Genomic DNA, 16,274 nt, shown 5'->3' with positions numbered 1-16,274 from the left:
CCACTTTCGCGAGCAAGCTCGCTCCCACAGTTGGTTTAGGGTTCAGCCAATAACTTCTGCTTCGGTCAGTTCCTCCAAGGTTTTACCCCGCGTCTCCATCCCGAACAGCCACACCACCCCTGCCGCCACCGCGAAGCACAACGCCCCCAGCGCAAACACCCCGCCCTGCCCGGTAATCGGAAACACCAGCCCGGTGACCAACGGCCCGAGCAGCGAGCCCACGCGCCCGATGGCCGAGGCGAAACCCGAGCCCGTCGCCCGTGCCGAAGTCGGGTACAACTCCGGCGTGTAGGTGTAGAGCACCGCCCACATGCCGAACAGGAAAAACTGCATCAACAGGCCCGAGCCGATCAGCAGCGCCACATTGCCGCCGAACACCGCACTCTGGCCGTACAGAAACGCCATCACCCCGCCGCCGAGCAACGTGATGATGCACACCGGTTTGCGCCCCCAGCGCTCCACCAGCCATGCCGCCATCAGGAATCCGGGAATCCCGCCGAGGGAAATCAGCACCGTGTAATACACCGACTGAGTGACCGCGAACCCCGACTGTTGCAGCAACGCGCTGAGCCAGGAGGTCAGCCCGTAGAACCCGAGCAATGCAAAGAACCACAGACTCCAGAGCATCATCGTGCGCTGGCGGTACAGCGGCGACCAGATCTGCCCGAGGGCCGACAGGAAATTGCCCGGCGGTGTGATTACCCGAGGCAGGCGAACCGGTTCCGGTAATGCAGCTCCGCCGAGCGATGCCCGCACCCGATCCTCAATCGCACACAGCACCTTGTCCGCCGCGTCATGCTTGCCGGCCTGCTCCAGCCAGCGTGGCGATTCGGGAATGAAAAAACGGATCGCCAGCACAAACACCGCCGGGACTGCCAGCACCAGAAAGATGTCGCGCCAGCCAATCAGCGGCAGCAGGAAATACGACAGCACACCGGCAGCGACAAACCCCAACGGCCAGAAGCCATCCATCAAGGCAATGTAGCGCCCACGACGCTGGGCGGGAATCAGCTCCGACAGCATCGACTGGGCAATCGGAAACTCCATGCCCATGCCGATCCCCAGCAGGATGCGGAACAGGGTCAGGCTCTCGACCGTTTGCGCCGTGGAGCACAGGTAACTGGCCAGCCCCCACAACACGATGCTCCACTGAAACACCGGTTTGCGACCGAAACGATCGGCCAGCAACCCGGAAAGCGATGCCCCCAGCACCATGCCGAAAAAGCTCGAACTGGCCAGCAGCCCGGCTTCGGCGCTGCTCAGGCCGAATTCGGTTTTGATCGAGCCGAGCAGGAAGGTCATCATCGCCAGATCCATGGAGTCGAAGAAAAACGCCAGGGCGATGATGATGAAAATGATCCGGTGATAACCGCTGACCGGCAGGCGTTCCAGTCGATCCGCCGCGCTGAAGCTACCCGTGTCCATGCCACCTCCTCCATCCGAAATGTCTGCGGATCGAGTGTGCGCGATAGCCGTTCAGCCTTCGTGCCAGATGCGACCTGCTCGCAGCCGTAGGCGACGCGAGTCATCCGGCCATTGGAGCGATGCGCTCTACAGCGCCATTTCCAGCTCGGTCTCCTGGGCGAATCGATGAATTTCCCGCTGTCCCGCCGCCGTCAGTTGCAGGGCGCGGGAATCGTTGGGCAGCGTCAACCAACCGGACTGCATGAACGGCTGCAACAACGCCGCGCCCAGCGAGCCGCCCATGTGCGGGCGACGCTCGCTCCAGTCCGGGCATGCACAAGCGACCTGTGCGTTACGGTGGGCCAGCGCCTGGATGAAGACCCCGCGACTGGCCAATTGTGTCGCTCCCTTATGGGTGACCACCACCCGATGCTCGAGCTGTTCGATCCATCCGGCATCGAGCAGGCGCTGGTACAGGTCGGCCGCCAGCGTACCGCCCAGATGGTCGTCGCAAAAGCGCGCACGCAGCAGGGAAGATGGCGCGGACTGGGGTTTGGCGATAGGTGTGGCGCGTTTGAAGACATCGGGAATTTCCCGCGGGGCACTGGCGAGCGTGGCGCTGGCCAAAGCCTCGATGGCCGCACCGACTTCCGGAGCCGCCAGGCGAAAGAAGCGCTTGCGCCCGCGAGCCTCGACCTTCAACAGACCGCCAGCGGACAAGCGCCCCAGATGCGCACTGGCCGACGAGGGCGACAGCCCCGCCAGCAGCGCCAGTTCCTCGGTCTGCCGGGCCGAACCATCCATCAACGCCCACATCATCGCGCTGCGTTTGGGATCGGCCAGCAACGTGGCGATCTGGCTGATGCAAGGTGCATGTTCCATGTATTCACTCCCTGTTGAATCGTATCGTCTACTGCTCAGAGACATCTTGACCAGTAATCAGTCGTCGGCCAAGCCGCGCAAAAACGCCTTGATCCGAGGCAAGGCAACACATTGCCACCCGGTATTGGCAGTACTCGACACGACCGTCACCGCTACCCGGCCGGTGTCAGTCCGATCATGCCTGTGCCTGCGTGCGGGTGCAGGCTTCAGGCGGACGCTAGTATAAGCGGGTTGCCCGCAGCATCCTGCTCCGGAGCAGGTCCATCTGGTGATTGTTCCTGACAGAAATTTCGCTTTTTACCTGCGACTAATGATCAACCTGCGGAAAAGCGGGAAATCGGCTACTCAATTCCGCGCAACGACTGGCGAGCATCTCCCTCAGAAGGTTCACCGGCTTACTCAATTGTGCGCGATGGGCGCACAGCAGATTCAGCGGAGCCCGCTCGCAGAGCAGCCCCGGCAGCAGCACTTTCAATCGCCCCGCAAGCACATCACCGGCCACATCCAGCCAGGATTTGTACGCGATGCCCGCCCCCGCGACGGCCCATAAACGCACCACATCGGCGTCATCGCTGAAGCGGTCGCCACTGACGGTCAGGCCGACTTCGCGCTTGCCATCGTGAAAACTCCAATGGTCATGCACCCGACTGCCCAGCATGTACAACAGACAATTGTGCTGCGCGAGCTGCTCCAGTTGAGTCGGCTCGCCATGTTTCGCCAGATAGCCGGGAGAGGCGCAAAGCACCCGCCGGTTCTGCGCGGCGATGGGCAACGCGACCAGACTGGAGTCTTCCGGTTCGCCATAACGCAAGGCGATGTCCACCGGCTGGCGAAACAGGTCGGCAATGCGGTCGCCCAGCAGCAGACGCACGGTCAGTTTCGGGTGTTCGCGCTGAAATTCATCGAGCCACGGCAGCAGCAGGTTGCGGCCGAAATCCGAGGGGGCCGACAGCTGCAGGATCCCGCTGACCTGATCCTGACCGCTGGCCAGCAAACGACGTCCTTCATCCAGGTTGCTCAGCGCCGCCCGGGCGTATTCGAGGAAACCTTCACCCTCGGACGTCAGCCGCAGACTGCGAGTGGAACGCGCCAGAAGCCGTGCGCCGAGCTGTTGCTCGATACGCTTGAGCGCCGCGCTGGCCACGGCGGCGGACATGTCCATCACCCGGGCTGCCGCCGACAGACTGCCCAGATCCGCCGCCCGGACAAACAACTGCAGGTCATCGAACCGCAACATCATCAGCCTCGATTATCAAAAAAATATTGAAAGAGACTGCTCTTTTAGCCGGTTTTATCTCGCGTAGAAATAGCCAATCATGCCTCCCATCGAATTCATCCCGTTCCGGAGTCGACCATGTCCCAGCCCTTCACCGCTATCGCCACCCTGATCGCCAAACCCGGCCAGCAGGACGCCCTCGAAAACGCCCTGCGCGCACTGGTTGAGCCGAGCCGTGCCGAGGATGGCTGCAGCCAGTACGACCTGCACCGCGACCTGGCCGATCCGCAGACCTTTTATGTGATCGAGCACTGGGCCAGCGAGGAAGTCCTTCAGGCACACAATGCCAGCGCGCATTTTCAGAACTTCCAGGCCACCGCCGGCCACTGCATCGAACACTTCCAGTTAAAACGCCTGGGTGCCATCGCCTGAGCCCTTCTTCTATTAGTTATTGGAGTCATCCATGAAAGCCATCGCCTATTACGCCTCCCTGCCCATCAGCGACGAAAAATCCCTGCAAGACATCGAACTGCCGGAGCCGGTGGCCGGCCCGCGCGACCTGCTGGTGGAAGTCAAAGCGATTTCGGTCAACCCGGTCGACACCAAGGTTCGCCAGAACGTCGCGCCGGAAGGCGGTGCCGCCAAGGTGCTGGGCTGGGACGTGGCCGGTGTGGTCAAGTCGGTCGGCAGTGAAGTGACGCTGTTCAAGGCCGGCGACAAGGTGTTCTACGCCGGTTCCATCGCCCGGGCCGGTGGCAATAGTGAACTGCACGTTGTCGATGAGCGGATCGTCGGCCATATGCCGAAAACCCTCGGTTTTGCCGAAGCCGCCGCCCTGCCGCTGACCGCCATCACGGCGTGGGAGCTGTTGTTCGAACGTCTGCAGGTTCGCGAGGGCAACACTGACGAAGGTCAGAGCCTGTTGATCGTCGGCGCGGCAGGCGGTGTGGGTTCAATCCTGACCCAACTGGCCAGCCAGTTGACCGGGCTCAAAGTGATCGGCACCGCCTCCCGTCCGCAAACCCGCGAGTGGGTGACAGAACTGGGCGCCGACCTGGTGATCGATCATAGCCAGCCGTTGAGCGAAGAACTGAATCGCGCCGGCCTGGGCCACGTGACCCACGTCGCCAGCCTGACCCAGACCGACCAGCACCTGGACCAACTGGTCGAGGCCCTGGCGCCGCAAGGCAAACTGGCGCTGATCGATGATCCGAAGTCGCTGGACGTCACCAAGCTCAAGCGCAAGAGCCTGTCGCTGCACTGGGAGTTCATGTACACCCGCTCGCTGTTCGAAACGCCGGACATGATCGAGCAGCACAAACTGCTCAACCGGGTAGCTGCCCTGATCGATGCCGGCACGTTGAAAACCACGGTGGGTGAACACTTCGGCAAGATCAACGCGAGCAACCTGCGCCGTGCCCACGAATTGCTGGAAAGCGGCAAGGCCAAGGGGAAAATTGTTTTAGAAAGTTTCTAAAACTCCGGAGGCCGCAGTCTTCGTCAGCGCCAGAAGTTGCTGACTCGGGGGCTGCGGTCACTTTTTGCCGTCAGTCAGATGCTTGACCCTTGTCACAATTGCGATCGTATTCGGGTCTACAATCGAAACCTCTGCGATGCAATCTTTTACGTACGGGAGGTCAGCAATGAAGATCCTGATAAAAGAAGTGGCAAAGTCCCAATGGCAAGTTCGCCTTGACCAGCACGCCGTGACATTCCGCAGTGAAGCCGAAGCCCTGGCCTTCACCCGCACCCTCGAAGCGCGTCTGCACGCGCCCCATCAGATTCCCGACACTACCCAGCAACGCGCTGTCGGCTGAGTTTCTTCCGTTCAGACTTCGGCCTGCGCCTTTGCCAGCGCCCGGGCATTCTGCATGCGCCGGGTGAGCATCGCCGCGCTGACCACCAACAGACCGCACAGGCTGATGACCATGGCCATCGGCACGGCGGTGCCGTCGTGCAAGACTCCCACCAGCGCCGAAGCCCCGGCGGCGACGCTGAATTGCATGCACCCGAGCAATGCCGAAGCACTGCCGGCGCGAGCGCCCTGGCCGTTCATCGCACTCGCCGCCGCATTGGGGCTGATGCAGCCAAGACTCGCCACGCAAATGAACAATGGAATCAGCAGCGGCCACAATGCCTCGGTGTGCAGGGCACTGACCGCGAGCAATGTCAGCCCGGCACCGAAGTAGACCCAGACCGCCCGCGACAACAGAAACGCCGGGCCGCGCTTGGCCAACAATCGCGCATTGATCTGCGCCACCAGAATGAAGCCCGCCGCGTTGGTGCCGAACAGCCAGCCGAAATGCTCGGGCGGAACGCCGTACAGCTTGATGAAAATGAAGGGGGAGCCGGCAATGTAGGCAAACATCCCGGCGATGGCGATGCCACCGGTCAGGGCATGTCCCATGTAGATCGGATCGGTCAGCAGGCGACCGTACTGACGCAGCGCACCGGACAGTGGCTGGCGCGGAACATGGGCCGGCAGACTTTCCGGCAGGCCGAGGGCAACCGCCAGACCGGCCAAGGCACTGAAGCCGGTCAGCACCAGGAAGATCGACTGCCAACCCGTGGTGTTGACCAGCAGACCGCCGAGCATCGGCGCCAGGATCGGAGCCAGCCCCATCACCAGCATCAGTTGCGAAAAGACCTTCGCCGATCCCACGGCATCGCATTTGTCGGCGACCACCGCCCGGCCAATCACCATCCCCGCACAACCGCCCAGTGCCTGAACGAACCGCGCACCGATCAGCCATTCCAGATTCGGCGCATAAGCGCAGGCCAATGACGCCAGGGTGAACAGCACAAGGCCCGTGAGCAATGGAATCCGCCGCCCGAAACGATCCGCCACCGGCCCGTAGGCCAGTTGGCCGATGGACAAGCCAAAGAAGTAAGCCGACAGCGTCAGCTGGACGTGTTTCTCATCGGTGCCGAACGCCAGCGCCATGGAGGGAAACGCGGGGAGATAGAAGTCGATCGCCAGCGGACCGAAAGCGGTCAAGGCACCGAGAATCAGAATGGTACGGAAGTTCATCAGGCGTCCAGGTTTGGCAGGCAGTTGGGCGGGCACTTTGGTAAAGAGTGCAGCCCGACAGTCTAGCCGCGCGAGGACGCCTTGAACAATCCGGTAGCTCGCTAACTATTAAAAAGTTCAGGCGAGTCTGATGGCATAACCTTCTTCGCTGATCGCCTCGATCACTTGCTCGGCGCTCAACGCACTTTCGACACCGACTTCCTTCGCCGCCAGATCGACCCGCACGCTGGCCGCCGGATCCTTGCTCTGCACCGCCTGGGTAACGGCATTGACGCAGTGACCGCAGGACATGCCTTCAACACTGAACACTTGCATGGAATGACTCCTTTGAGTGAGGTTGCCGGCAGTGTCGAGCTTGCCACGATGGCAAGGTCAAGTTCTGTAAACAACTGCCGGGCTGGCAATCGGCGCCGCGCTCGGCCAAGCTGCGTGCATCCATGACATCAATTCAGGAGATTCAGCCATGCGCTGGTCAGCTTTCAGCCTGTTTGGCCTACTCAGCTTCTTTGCCTGCCTGCCCCAGGCCAACGCAACCGGCGAGGATTACGCCGTTCTGATCATCTCCCGCGAGCGTCTGGAAGTGCCGACTTCCTGCGAGATCGGCGTGTATATCCAGGACCAATTGGCCGGGCGGCTGCTTCAGGAACAGACCACATCGTTCAATCTGCCCTACGGCAAAGTTTCCATTCGTCTGAAACTGGAGCCAAGCCAGATGCCGGGCTGCAAGCCGGGGATGCTGGCACCGCCGGCGCAGGAAATCACGCTCAAGGCCGGCAGTGTGGTGAAGTACCGGATCGCGTCCAACGATCAAAGGGGACTGTACCTGCGGCCAGCCGCGCTCGAATACTGAGCCAGGGCCCGAAAGGGGGAGCCGGCAGGCTCCCCCCTTTTTTTGGCCTTGACCTTGCCAGCATGGCAAGGTTGATCCTGTAGGCATCCACTACAGGGAGTACGACCGATGTCCGATTCCATCACGTTCGATCTACCCATCAGCGGCATGACCTGCGCCAGTTGCGCCGGCCGCGTCGAGCGCGCCTTGAGCAAAGTCAGCGGCGCCAGTGCCGTCAGCGTCAACCTCGCCACCGAACAGGCCCGGGTGCAGGCCCCCGGCGACAGCCTGCCGGCGCTGATGGAAGCGGTTGAGCGCGCCGGTTACAGCGTGCCGCAGCAAACCGTGGAATTGAACATCGACGGCATGACCTGCGCCTCCTGCGTCGGCCGCGTCGAACGTGCCCTGAACAAAGTGCCGGGGGTGAAAAGCGTCAGCGTCAACCTCGCCAACGAACGCGCCCACCTCGAGCTGCTCGGCGCAGTCGACCCGCAAACCCTGATCGCTGCCGTGAGCAAGGCCGGTTATTCGGCCAGCCTCTTCGAACTGGAGCACCCTCAAACCGACAATCGCCAGCAACGCCTGAACCACGAGCGCTGGGCGCTGATCTGCGCCATCGCCCTCGCCTTGCCGCTGGTGTTGCCGATGCTGCTGCAACCGTTCGGTATTCACTGGATGCTCCCGGCCTGGGCGCAATTCGCCCTCGCCACTCCGGTGCAATTCATCTTCGGTGCACGTTTTTATGTGGCCGCGTGGAAAGCCGTGCGCGCCGGCGCCGGCAACATGGACTTGCTGGTGGCCCTCGGCACCAGCGCCGGTTACGGCTTGAGTCTCTATGAATGGGCGACCGCCGACGGAGGCATGCCGCACCTGTATTTCGAAGCCTCGGCAGTGGTCATCGCGCTGGTGCTGCTCGGCAAATACCTGGAAAGCCGCGCCAAACGCCAGACCGCCAGCGCCATCCGCGCTCTGGAGGCGTTGCGGCCGGAGCGGGCGATACAAGTCATCGATGGCCGTGAACAGGACGTTGCCATCAGCGCCCTGCGCCTCGGCGACCTGGTATTGGTCAAACCCGGCGAACGTTTCCCGGTGGACGGCGAAGTGCTGGAAGGTCAGAGCCACGCCGACGAAGCACTGATCAGCGGCGAAAGCCTGCCGGTGCCCAAGCAGCCGGGCGACAAGGTCACCGGCGGCGCGATCAACGGCGAAGGCCGCCTGCTGGTGCGCACTTCCGCGCTCGGTGCGGAAAGCGTGCTGGCGCGGATCATCCGTCTGGTGGAGGACGCTCAGGCCGCGAAGGCGCCGATCCAGAAATTGGTGGATAAAGTCAGTCAGGTGTTCGTGCCGACGGTTCTGCTGCTGGCCCTGGCCACGCTGATCGGCTGGTGGCTGTACGGCGCGCCACTGGAAACCGCGCTGATCAACGCCGTCGCGGTGCTGGTGATCGCCTGCCCCTGTGCACTCGGACTGGCAACACCCACTGCGATCATGGCCGGCACCGGCGTGGCGGCGCGGCACGGGATTCTGATCAAGGACGCCGAAGCGCTGGAGCGCGCCCATGAAGTCAACAGCGTGGTGTTCGACAAGACCGGCACCCTGACCTCCGGCACCCCGCGTATCGCCCACTTCAGGGCAATCGACAGTGATGAAAACGCCCTGCTGACAGCGGCTGGCGCACTGCAACGCGGCAGTGAACATCCACTGGCCAAAGCAGTGCTGGATGCCTGTGCCGAACGCAATCTGGCGGTGTCCGATGTCAGCGACAGCCAGTCCCTGACCGGTCGCGGCATCGCCGGCCAGCTCGACGGTCGACGTCTGGCGCTGGGCAATCGTCGGCTGCTGGAAGAAACCGGTCTGGACGCCGGCACGTTGGCGGAGTCCGCCAAGGCCTGGGAAACAGAAGGTCGCACACTGTCCTGGCTGATCGAACAAAGCCCCGTCCCCCGCATACTCGGTCTGTTCGCGTTTGGCGACACCCTCAAGCCCGGCGCGCTGCACGCGGTGCAACAACTGGCTGCGCGACATATCCACAGCCACCTGCTGACCGGTGACAACCGAGGCAGCGCTCGCGTCGTCGCCGAAGCGCTGGGCATCGAGAACGTCCACGCCGAGGTGTTGCCAGCGGACAAGGCCGCCACCGTCGCCGAACTGAAAAAGACCGGGGTCGTGGCCATGGTCGGCGACGGCATCAACGACGCCCCCGCGCTGGCCGCAGCGGACATCGGCATCGCCATGGGCGGCGGCACCGACGTGGCCATGCACGCCGCCGGCATCACCCTGATGCGCGGCGATCCACGGCTGGTGCCGGCCGCGCTGGAAATCAGCCGCAAGACCTACGCGAAGATCCGCCAGAACCTGTTCTGGGCCTTCGTCTACAACCTGATCGGCATTCCGCTGGCGGCGTTCGGCTTGCTCAATCCGGTGCTGGCCGGTGCGGCGATGGCCCTGTCGAGCGTCAGTGTGGTGAGCAATGCGCTACTGTTGAAAACCTGGAAACCCGAGGATCTGGAGGACAACCGATGAACATCGGCCAAGCGGCCCGCCACAGTGGCCTGAGCGCGAAGATGATCCGTTATTACGAGTCGATCGGTCTGCTCAAGGCTGCCCATCGCACCGACAGCGGCTATCGCGTTTACGGCGACGATGACCTGCATACCCTGGCGTTCATCAAGCGCTCCCGGGACCTGGGTTTTTCGCTGGAGGAAGTCGGCAAGCTGCTGACCCTCTGGCAGGACCGCCAGCGCGCCAGCGCCGATGTGAAGGCCCTGGCCCGCCAGCACATCGACGAGCTGAATCAGAAGATTCGCGAACTCGGCGAGCTGCGCGACACCCTGCAGGATCTGGTGGAACACTGCAACGGCGACCATCGCCCGGACTGCCCGATCCTCAAGGAACTGGCGTCGGGCTGCTGCACGCAACCCGCCCGCGCCTGAGCAGCAAGACTTTCATCGACAGCACAGTGGCGAGGGGAATGCCGTGGAACAGCAGCACCACGGCACCCGGCGCCCACCAGTTGTAGAACGGGGCGGCGATCAGCATGCCGACGCCGAACCCGGTCATCTGCAACAGCGTCAGGAAACTGAAGATCGGCAGGCGCAGGGGCTCCGGTTCCCGTTGCAGACGTGACATCAGGCCGACTTCCGAGAACCCGTCACCCAATCCGGCCGGTAGCGAAAACAGCAACAGCCCGACGACGCTGTGCTGCTGGAACATCAGGATGAAACCGCAGGACATCAGCAACACGCCGCCGAAATAGCGGCGCTCCAGATGGATGTTGTCAGAGCCCTTCAGGCGACTGGCGATTCGTGCGCCCAGCAGTTTGCCGAAGGCCCACACCGCGAGCATCAGGCCCAGCGTGGTGCTCGCCGAGTCCGGCGTGAGCAGTCTGGAAATGATCGGAAATCCAACGTTGTGCGCAGCGCTGCCCAAGGTGTCGGCCATCGTCACAGCCAGCATCGCGGCAACCACCGGGGCACTGCGCAATCCCTGCAACAACGCCGACCACTCACCCTGTTTAGCGCTGGATTCGATCACCGGCTCCGGTGCGCTGAACCGCAGCGGCGCAATCAACACTGCCGCCAGCAGATAAGTCAGCGCGTTCAACGCGAACACGGTTTCAAAGCCAAACCCCGCGACCAGCAACCCGGACACCAGACTGCCACCGACCATCGCCATGGAAGAAGCGGACGTGATCCACGCATTGGTCTTGAGCAACTGCGCAGGCGCTATCAGTTGCGGCAACTGACTGTTGAGGCCGATGGCGAACATCGAATTGCCGAAGCCCAGACCGAACGCGATCAACGGCAACAGCAATGCCTGCTGGCCGACCGGTACGATCAGCAGCAACCCCAGCACAGCGGCGCGCAGCAGATCGAAGGCAATCAACGGCAAGCGACCGCTGCATCGGCGGTAAAACGCGGTGCCGATCAGGCTGGCGAAAATCCCCCCGCCCACGCGACTGGCCAGGAAGATCCCGACGCTCATGGCGCTGTTGCTCAGCAGGTAGACATAAGTGGCCAGCGCCACCATGTTCAGGAAAGCGCCGAAATCGGAAATCAGCCGCGCCGTGATGATCAGCCGAGCATTGCGGGAGGTGGTGGTCACAATCAATCCTTGAATGTGTAAAACCCGGCCGAAGCCGGGTTTTCCTTTTCAGATGCTCACTGCATCCACGGTGGCGGAGGCGGTTCGTCGGACTTGCCTTTCGGCGCATCCTCTGCCGCACGGATCGCTTGCTTGCGCTCCTCGTCCAGACGCGCGGCTTCGATCTCGCGCAACACCCCGCCGACATCGGCCAGGTCCTCGGGATCGTCGAACTCGCCGGTCAGCACGCTGGCCGGGTGCAACGTACCCGCTTCGTACAACGCCCACATTTCCTTGGCGTACCGGGTTTTCTTCAACTCCGGGGCGAAGCGGCCGAAGTACGACGCCATGTTGCCGACGTCACGTTCGAGCATGCTGAACGCGTGGTTGTTGCCGGCGGCGTCCACCGCTTGCGGCAGGTCGATGATGACCGGGCCGGTCGGTGTCAGCAGCACGTTGAACTCCGAGAGGTCACCGTGCACCAGACCGGTACACAACATCAGCACGATCTGGGAAATCAGGAACGCGTGGTATTCGCGGGCCTGATCCGGCTCCAGCACTACGTCGTTCAGACGCGGCGCGGCATCGCCGTATTCATCGGCCACCAGCTCCATCAACAGCACGCCTTCGAGGAAGTCGTACGGCTTGGGCACCCGCACCCCGGCGTTGGCCAGGCGGAACAGCGCCGCGACTTCGGCGTTCTGCCAGGCGTCTTCGGCTTCCTTGCGCCCGAACTTGGAGCCCTTGGCCATTGCCCGGGCCTGTCGGCTGTTGCGAACCTTGCGGCCTTCCTGGTACTCGGCCGCCTGGCGGAAACTGCGTTTGTTCGCCTCCTTGTAGACCTTTGCGCAACGTAACTGATTGCCGCAGCGCACCACATAAACAGCTGCTTCTTTGCCACTCATCAGTGGACGCAGCACTTCGTCGACCAGACCGTCCTCGATCAGGGGTTCAATGCGTTTTGGAGTCTTCATCAGCTTTTATTGTGGGTCCTTTATTGCCAAACACGCGAATGTCACTCGTTATACGGCAATCCCCGCATCACGGGGAAGGGTTGCCGACCTGTGAACCTGTGGATGCACACACTGTGCCGGATCAAATACGTCAATCCACCGCCCTTGTATCGACCGCTGCGAATCATAGCCGAGCCCACCGAACTTGTTGGCGCAAGGACTTGAGGGCATTTGCGACAGAATCTGACATCCAGCTTCGTTCCTTTCGTAAGAATTTTCTCTTACAGCCTCAATTTCCCTCTTCGGCAGCCGAAGTCCTCAGAGACAGAGGAATTTGTCCGACAATCGTTCCAAAAAAACTTCGATGTCGCACTCAAGGAGTGGAGTGGAAAACAACGTTTTTCGGCTGCCAATAAACCGCGAGTCATCTGCACTGCGTGGGCCTACAAGAAAATCTGGAGCGCGGATGAACATCAAACAGAAGTTGACCTGGGCGTTTGCAATCATCGCCTGTTTGCCCGTGGTGCTGGTCGCCACGCTGGTGGTACTGAACCTGCGCAGCGATGCCCGGGAAGGCTTTGTCGACAGCAGCGGGCGCGAGATCCGCCAAGTCAGCAACGCCATGCAGCTGTTTTTTGACGGCATCAGCCAGAACGTAGATTACCTGGCGACCCAACCGCTGATCAGGAACACCGACGACAGCCTCAAGACCTACATGAGCGCCAACGCCGAAAGCGTTCCGCAGGGCGAAATGGACAAAAAGGTCTTCTCCTTCCTGCAGGATCTGGGCAACAGCCACCCGGCCTATGCCTACGCCATTGTCGGCACCGCTGCCGGCGGTTACGTCTCCTGGCCTGACGATCCGAAGCTGAGCAACTACGATCCGCGCCAGCGCCCCTGGTACAAGGCCGCGCAGGCCAAACCCGGAAAACCGTTCCGCACCGCCGCCTATTACTGGGCGCAGGACGATGCGACCTACGTCAGCACCGTGCGCACCATCGACAACAAGCTTGGCAGCAACGGTGGCGTGGTCAGTATCGACGTCACGCTCAAGCAGCTCACCGAGATCGTCAAACAGATCAAGCTGGGCGAAACCGGCTACCTGATGCTGCTGGAAAACAGCGGCACGGTGCTGGTCGATCCGAAGCAGCCCGAACACAACTTCAAGCCCCTCGACAGCCTCGGCGAGGGCTACGCGCAACTGGCCAAGGCCGGCAAAGGACTGGTGGAAGTCGAGCTCAACGGTGAGCGCTACATGGCCAACGTCTGGCCGTCGGAACAACTGGGCTGGACCTTCATCGGCCTGATCAAACAGAACGACGTGATGAGCTCGGCCACCAAGCTCACCTGGCTGATCGCAATCATCGCGGCTGTACTGGCGGTGATTTTCGCCGTGGTCGGCGCCAGTTTCGCCAGCCTGATCGTGCGGCCGATCCGCAGCGTGGCCAGCGGTCTGGAAGGCATCGCCCAGGGCGAAGGCGACCTGACCAAGAACCTCGACATCCGTGGCAGCGACGAAACCGCGCAACTGGCCAACTGGTTCAACCAGTTCCTGACTGCGATCCGCAGCCTGATCCAGCACATCGGCGGCGCGGCCGGGAAAATCCTCGCCACTTCGCAGAGTTCGACCCGGGTTTCCGGCGACATGGCCGAAGCCGCCGGACGCCAGCGCGAAGCCGTGGACATGGTCTCGACCGCATTCCACGAAATGGTCGCCACCGCCAACGAAGTCGCCCGTTCGTGCAGCCAGGCAGCGGAGTCGGCCGACAGCGGCCAGCGCCAGGCCCGCGAAGGTCAGCAGCAGATCGATGCGGCGGTGCACAGCGTCGATCAACTGAGCCAGGAGCTGGAACAGTCGGCGCAGTCGATGCAGCAACTGGAACGCGACAGCAACGATATCCAGTCGATCCTCGGCACCATCCGCTCCATCGCCGAACAGACCAACCTGCTGGCGCTCAACGCGGCCATCGAAGCGGCGCGGGCCGGTGAGCAAGGGCGTGGTTTTGCGGTGGTGGCCGATGAGGTTCGCGCACTGGCCAAACGCACGGCTGACTCGACGGCGGAAATCGACGGGCTGCTGGGCAATCTCGCCAAACGCACCAGCGCCGTGACCCAGCAGATGCGCGCCAGCCTCGATGTGTCGCAGCAATCGGTGGCACGGATCGGTGAGGCGCGGGAAAGCTTTGGTCAGATCCGCGAATCGGTGGATGTGATTCGTGACATGAACACTCAGATCGCCACGGCGGCGGAAGAGCAGCATCAGGTGGCTGAGGACATTAATCGGCATATCAGCCAGATTCATGGTGATGCGCAACTGGTGGCGGAGCTGGCCAACTCGGCGCGGCTGGATTCGCAGAGTCTGGCGGGGTTGTCGAACGAGCTGGATGGGTTGGTGCGCAGGTTTCGCACCTGAGTAACCTTTGGAATTCCCTCTCCCTTTGGGAGAGGGAATTCCTGTTCTTTCAGCGCTCGATGATGGCAGTCACCCCCTGCCCCCCCGCCGCACAAATCGAAATCAACCCCCGCCCCCGCCCCGCCGCATCCAGCAGCTTCGCCATGTTGGCCACGATCCGCCCGCCCGTCGCGGCAAACGGGTGCCCTGCCGCCAGCGAGCTGCCCTTGACGTTCAAACGACTGCGATCAATCGAGCCCAACGGCGCATCCAGCCCCAGCCGGGTCTTGCAGTATTCCGGATCTTCCCAGGCCTTCAACGTGCACAACACCTGCGCGGCAAATGCCTCGTGAATTTCGTAGTAGTCAAAGTCCTGCAAGGTCAGCCCATTGCGCGCCAGCAAGCGCGGCACCGCATACACCGGGGCCATCAGCAGCCCTTCAGCGCCGTTGACGAAATCCACCGCCGCCGCTTCGCCGTCGCGCAGATACGCGAGGATCGGCAGGCCACGTTCCTTCGCCCATTCTTCACTGCCCAGCAACACCACCGACGCGCCATCGGTCAGCGGTGTGGAGTTGCCGGCGGTCAGCGTGCCCTTGGCGCTTTTCTCGAAGGCCGGTTTGAGGGTCGCGAGTTTTTCCAGGGTCAGGTCAGGGCGCAGGTTGTTGTCGCGGGTCAGACCGAGGAACGGGGTCATCAGGTCGTTGTGCCAGCCTTCGCTGTAGGACGCCGCCAGTTTGTGATGGCTTTCTAGGGCCAGTTGATCCTGCTCTTCGCGAGGGATGTTCCAGGTCTGCGCCATCAGCTCGCAGTGCTGGCCCATCGACAGGCCGGTGCGCGGTTCGCCGTTGCGCGGGAACTCGGGGATCAAGTGTTTCGGACGCAATTGCAGGAAGGTCTTGAGCTTGTCGCCAGTGGTCTTGGCGCGGTTGGCCTGCAGAAGGATTTTGCGCAGGCCTTCGCTGACGCTGATCGGCGCGTCCGACGTGGTGTCGACACCGCCGGCAATGCCGCAATCGATCTGGCCGAGAGCGATCTTGTTCGCCACCAGCAGCGCCGCTTCAAGGCCGGTGCCGCAGGCCTGCTGGATGTCATAGGCCGGAGTCGCCGGTGACAGACGCGAGCCGAGAACGCATTCGCGGGTCAGGTTCATATCCCGTGACAATTTCAGCACCGCCCCCGCGACCACTTCACCCATGCGCTGGCCGTGCAGGTTGTAACGCTCGATCAGGCCTTCCAGGGCAGCGGTGAGCATCACCTGATTGCTCGCGGTGGCGTATGGGCCGTTGGAACGGGCGAACGGAATGCGGTTGCCACCAATGATCGCGACGCGGCGCAGCTGACTCATGAAAAACTCCTTGTGAAATATCCAGTCTGAAAATCGGGCACTGAAAATCCCGCCGGGCCCCAAAAAAACCGGGGGCAAACTACTCTGCTGTTCTAGCGTAGGCCTAAATGTGTGGATCGAACGATTGATTGCCCTT

General features: G+C 62.3%; 15 protein-coding genes and 1 pseudogene. 8 read left to right on the top strand and 8 right to left on the bottom strand.

What is annotated here, in order from left to right:
* Positions 1-42: 42 nt before the first annotated feature.
* The 3 genes from ACKLNA_RS17120 to ACKLNA_RS17110 form a co-directional block, all read right to left on the bottom strand.
* Entirely contained in the window at positions 43-1,425 is a 1,383-nt protein-coding gene (locus ACKLNA_RS17120) for an MFS transporter (protein ID WP_408986537.1), read from the bottom strand.
* A gap of 126 nt (positions 1,426-1,551) precedes the next feature.
* A complete protein-coding gene (locus tag ACKLNA_RS17115) occupies positions 1,552-2,286 on the bottom strand; it encodes an ArsR/SmtB family transcription factor (protein WP_408986536.1) in 735 nt (244 codons plus the stop codon).
* Between the two features lie 307 nt (positions 2,287-2,593).
* A complete protein-coding gene (locus ACKLNA_RS17110; protein WP_085711274.1) occupies positions 2,594-3,523 on the bottom strand; it encodes a LysR family transcriptional regulator in 930 nt (309 codons plus the stop codon).
* A gap of 117 nt (positions 3,524-3,640) precedes the next feature.
* Here ACKLNA_RS17110 and ACKLNA_RS17105 point away from each other — a divergent pair, with 117 nt between their 5' ends.
* From ACKLNA_RS17105 to ACKLNA_RS17095, 3 genes are all read left to right on the top strand, one after another.
* Positions 3,641-3,934, top strand: a complete 294-nt coding sequence (locus ACKLNA_RS17105) for a putative quinol monooxygenase (protein WP_408986535.1) — start codon at positions 3,641-3,643, stop codon at positions 3,932-3,934.
* A gap of 31 nt (positions 3,935-3,965) precedes the next feature.
* Positions 3,966-4,979 (top strand): zinc-binding alcohol dehydrogenase family protein, encoded by a 1,014-nt coding sequence (locus ACKLNA_RS17100; RefSeq protein WP_408986534.1) that lies wholly within the window; start codon positions 3,966-3,968, stop codon positions 4,977-4,979.
* A gap of 166 nt (positions 4,980-5,145) precedes the next feature.
* Positions 5,146-5,319, top strand: coding sequence for a hypothetical protein (locus tag ACKLNA_RS17095; RefSeq protein WP_408986533.1), 174 nt, complete (start codon positions 5,146-5,148; stop codon positions 5,317-5,319).
* An 11-nt stretch (positions 5,320-5,330) separates the two neighbouring features.
* On the opposite strand, the gene ACKLNA_RS17090 is transcribed toward ACKLNA_RS17095, so the two are convergent.
* Positions 5,331-6,533: a multidrug effflux MFS transporter gene (locus ACKLNA_RS17090; protein ID WP_408986532.1), complete on the bottom strand. Its 1,203-nt coding sequence runs from the start codon at positions 6,531-6,533 to the stop codon at positions 5,331-5,333.
* A 117-nt stretch (positions 6,534-6,650) separates the two neighbouring features.
* Positions 6,651-6,848, bottom strand: a complete 198-nt coding sequence (locus ACKLNA_RS17085; RefSeq protein WP_408986531.1) for a heavy-metal-associated domain-containing protein — start codon at positions 6,846-6,848, stop codon at positions 6,651-6,653.
* 148 nt (positions 6,849-6,996) lie between these two features.
* Between ACKLNA_RS17085 and ACKLNA_RS17080 the strand changes: the two genes are divergently transcribed.
* The 3 genes from ACKLNA_RS17080 (at position 6,997) to cueR (ending at position 10,295) form a co-directional block, all read left to right on the top strand.
* Positions 6,997-7,383 (top strand): hypothetical protein, encoded by a 387-nt coding sequence (locus ACKLNA_RS17080; RefSeq protein ID WP_114881306.1) that lies wholly within the window; start codon positions 6,997-6,999, stop codon positions 7,381-7,383.
* Between the two features lie 108 nt (positions 7,384-7,491).
* Entirely contained in the window at positions 7,492-9,885 is a 2,394-nt protein-coding gene (locus tag ACKLNA_RS17075; protein ID WP_408986530.1) for a heavy metal translocating P-type ATPase, read from the top strand.
* The gene (cueR, locus tag ACKLNA_RS17070) at positions 9,882-10,295 is read left to right on the top strand and encodes a Cu(I)-responsive transcriptional regulator (protein ID WP_408986529.1); all 414 of its coding nucleotides are present in this window, start codon (positions 9,882-9,884) and stop codon (positions 10,293-10,295) included. Before ACKLNA_RS17075 ends, cueR begins: the two co-directional genes overlap by 4 nt.
* Here cueR and ACKLNA_RS17065 read toward each other — a convergent pair.
* Positions 10,249-11,466, bottom strand: coding sequence for an MFS transporter (locus ACKLNA_RS17065; RefSeq protein WP_408986528.1), 1,218 nt, complete (start codon positions 11,464-11,466; stop codon positions 10,249-10,251). The genes cueR and ACKLNA_RS17065 overlap by 47 nt on opposite strands.
* Before the next feature lie 56 nt (positions 11,467-11,522).
* Positions 11,523-12,419 carry a PA4780 family RIO1-like protein kinase gene (locus tag ACKLNA_RS17060; protein WP_085711266.1) on the bottom strand — a complete coding sequence of 299 codons (897 nt, stop codon included), beginning with the start codon at positions 12,417-12,419 and terminating at the stop codon, positions 11,523-11,525.
* Positions 12,420-12,762: 343 nt separating this feature from the next.
* Between ACKLNA_RS17060 and ACKLNA_RS17055 the strand changes: the two are divergent.
* Both ACKLNA_RS17055 and ACKLNA_RS17050 read left to right on the top strand, forming a co-directional pair.
* Positions 12,763-13,953, top strand: a pseudogene (locus ACKLNA_RS17055) (cache domain-containing protein); the annotation flags it as partial.
* Between the two features lie 90 nt (positions 13,954-14,043).
* On the top strand, positions 14,044-14,811 hold the full coding sequence (locus ACKLNA_RS17050; RefSeq protein ID WP_371850984.1) for a methyl-accepting chemotaxis protein: 768 nt from the start codon (positions 14,044-14,046) through the stop codon (positions 14,809-14,811).
* A gap of 49 nt (positions 14,812-14,860) precedes the next feature.
* Here ACKLNA_RS17050 and ACKLNA_RS17045 read toward each other — a convergent pair whose 3' ends face one another.
* The gene (locus ACKLNA_RS17045; RefSeq protein ID WP_408986527.1) at positions 14,861-16,138 is read right to left on the bottom strand and encodes an acetyl-CoA C-acetyltransferase; all 1,278 of its coding nucleotides are present in this window, start codon (positions 16,136-16,138) and stop codon (positions 14,861-14,863) included.
* Positions 16,139-16,274 lie beyond the last annotated feature (136 nt).

Source organism: Pseudomonas sp. UV AK001 (assembly GCF_046097675.1).
Taxonomy (GTDB): domain Bacteria; phylum Pseudomonadota; class Gammaproteobacteria; order Pseudomonadales; family Pseudomonadaceae; genus Aquipseudomonas; species Aquipseudomonas kribbensis.
Note: the sequence above shows the minus strand (reverse complement) of the source record. Positions and strands in the feature narration are given on the sequence as shown.

Coding starts and splice junctions, on each gene's coding strand:
- ACKLNA_RS17115 (WP_408986536.1), bottom strand. CDS start 2,286: ATGGAACATGCACCTTGCATCAGCCAGATCGCCACGTTGCTGGCCGAT.
- ACKLNA_RS17050 (WP_371850984.1), top strand. CDS start 14,044: ATGGCCGAAGCCGCCGGACGCCAGCGCGAAGCCGTGGACATGGTCTCG.
- ACKLNA_RS17110 (WP_085711274.1), bottom strand. CDS start 3,523: ATGTTGCGGTTCGATGACCTGCAGTTGTTTGTCCGGGCGGCGGATCTG.
- cueR (WP_408986529.1), top strand. CDS start 9,882: ATGAACATCGGCCAAGCGGCCCGCCACAGTGGCCTGAGCGCGAAGATG.
- ACKLNA_RS17095 (WP_408986533.1), top strand. CDS start 5,146: ATGAAGATCCTGATAAAAGAAGTGGCAAAGTCCCAATGGCAAGTTCGC.
- ACKLNA_RS17085 (WP_408986531.1), bottom strand. CDS start 6,848: ATGCAAGTGTTCAGTGTTGAAGGCATGTCCTGCGGTCACTGCGTCAAT.
- ACKLNA_RS17060 (WP_085711266.1), bottom strand. CDS start 12,419: ATGAAGACTCCAAAACGCATTGAACCCCTGATCGAGGACGGTCTGGTC.
- ACKLNA_RS17105 (WP_408986535.1), top strand. CDS start 3,641: ATGTCCCAGCCCTTCACCGCTATCGCCACCCTGATCGCCAAACCCGGC.
- ACKLNA_RS17090 (WP_408986532.1), bottom strand. CDS start 6,533: ATGAACTTCCGTACCATTCTGATTCTCGGTGCCTTGACCGCTTTCGGT.
- ACKLNA_RS17100 (WP_408986534.1), top strand. CDS start 3,966: ATGAAAGCCATCGCCTATTACGCCTCCCTGCCCATCAGCGACGAAAAA.
- ACKLNA_RS17075 (WP_408986530.1), top strand. CDS start 7,492: ATGTCCGATTCCATCACGTTCGATCTACCCATCAGCGGCATGACCTGC.
- ACKLNA_RS17045 (WP_408986527.1), bottom strand. CDS start 16,138: ATGAGTCAGCTGCGCCGCGTCGCGATCATTGGTGGCAACCGCATTCCG.
- ACKLNA_RS17080 (WP_114881306.1), top strand. CDS start 6,997: ATGCGCTGGTCAGCTTTCAGCCTGTTTGGCCTACTCAGCTTCTTTGCC.
- ACKLNA_RS17120 (WP_408986537.1), bottom strand. CDS start 1,425: ATGGACACGGGTAGCTTCAGCGCGGCGGATCGACTGGAACGCCTGCCG.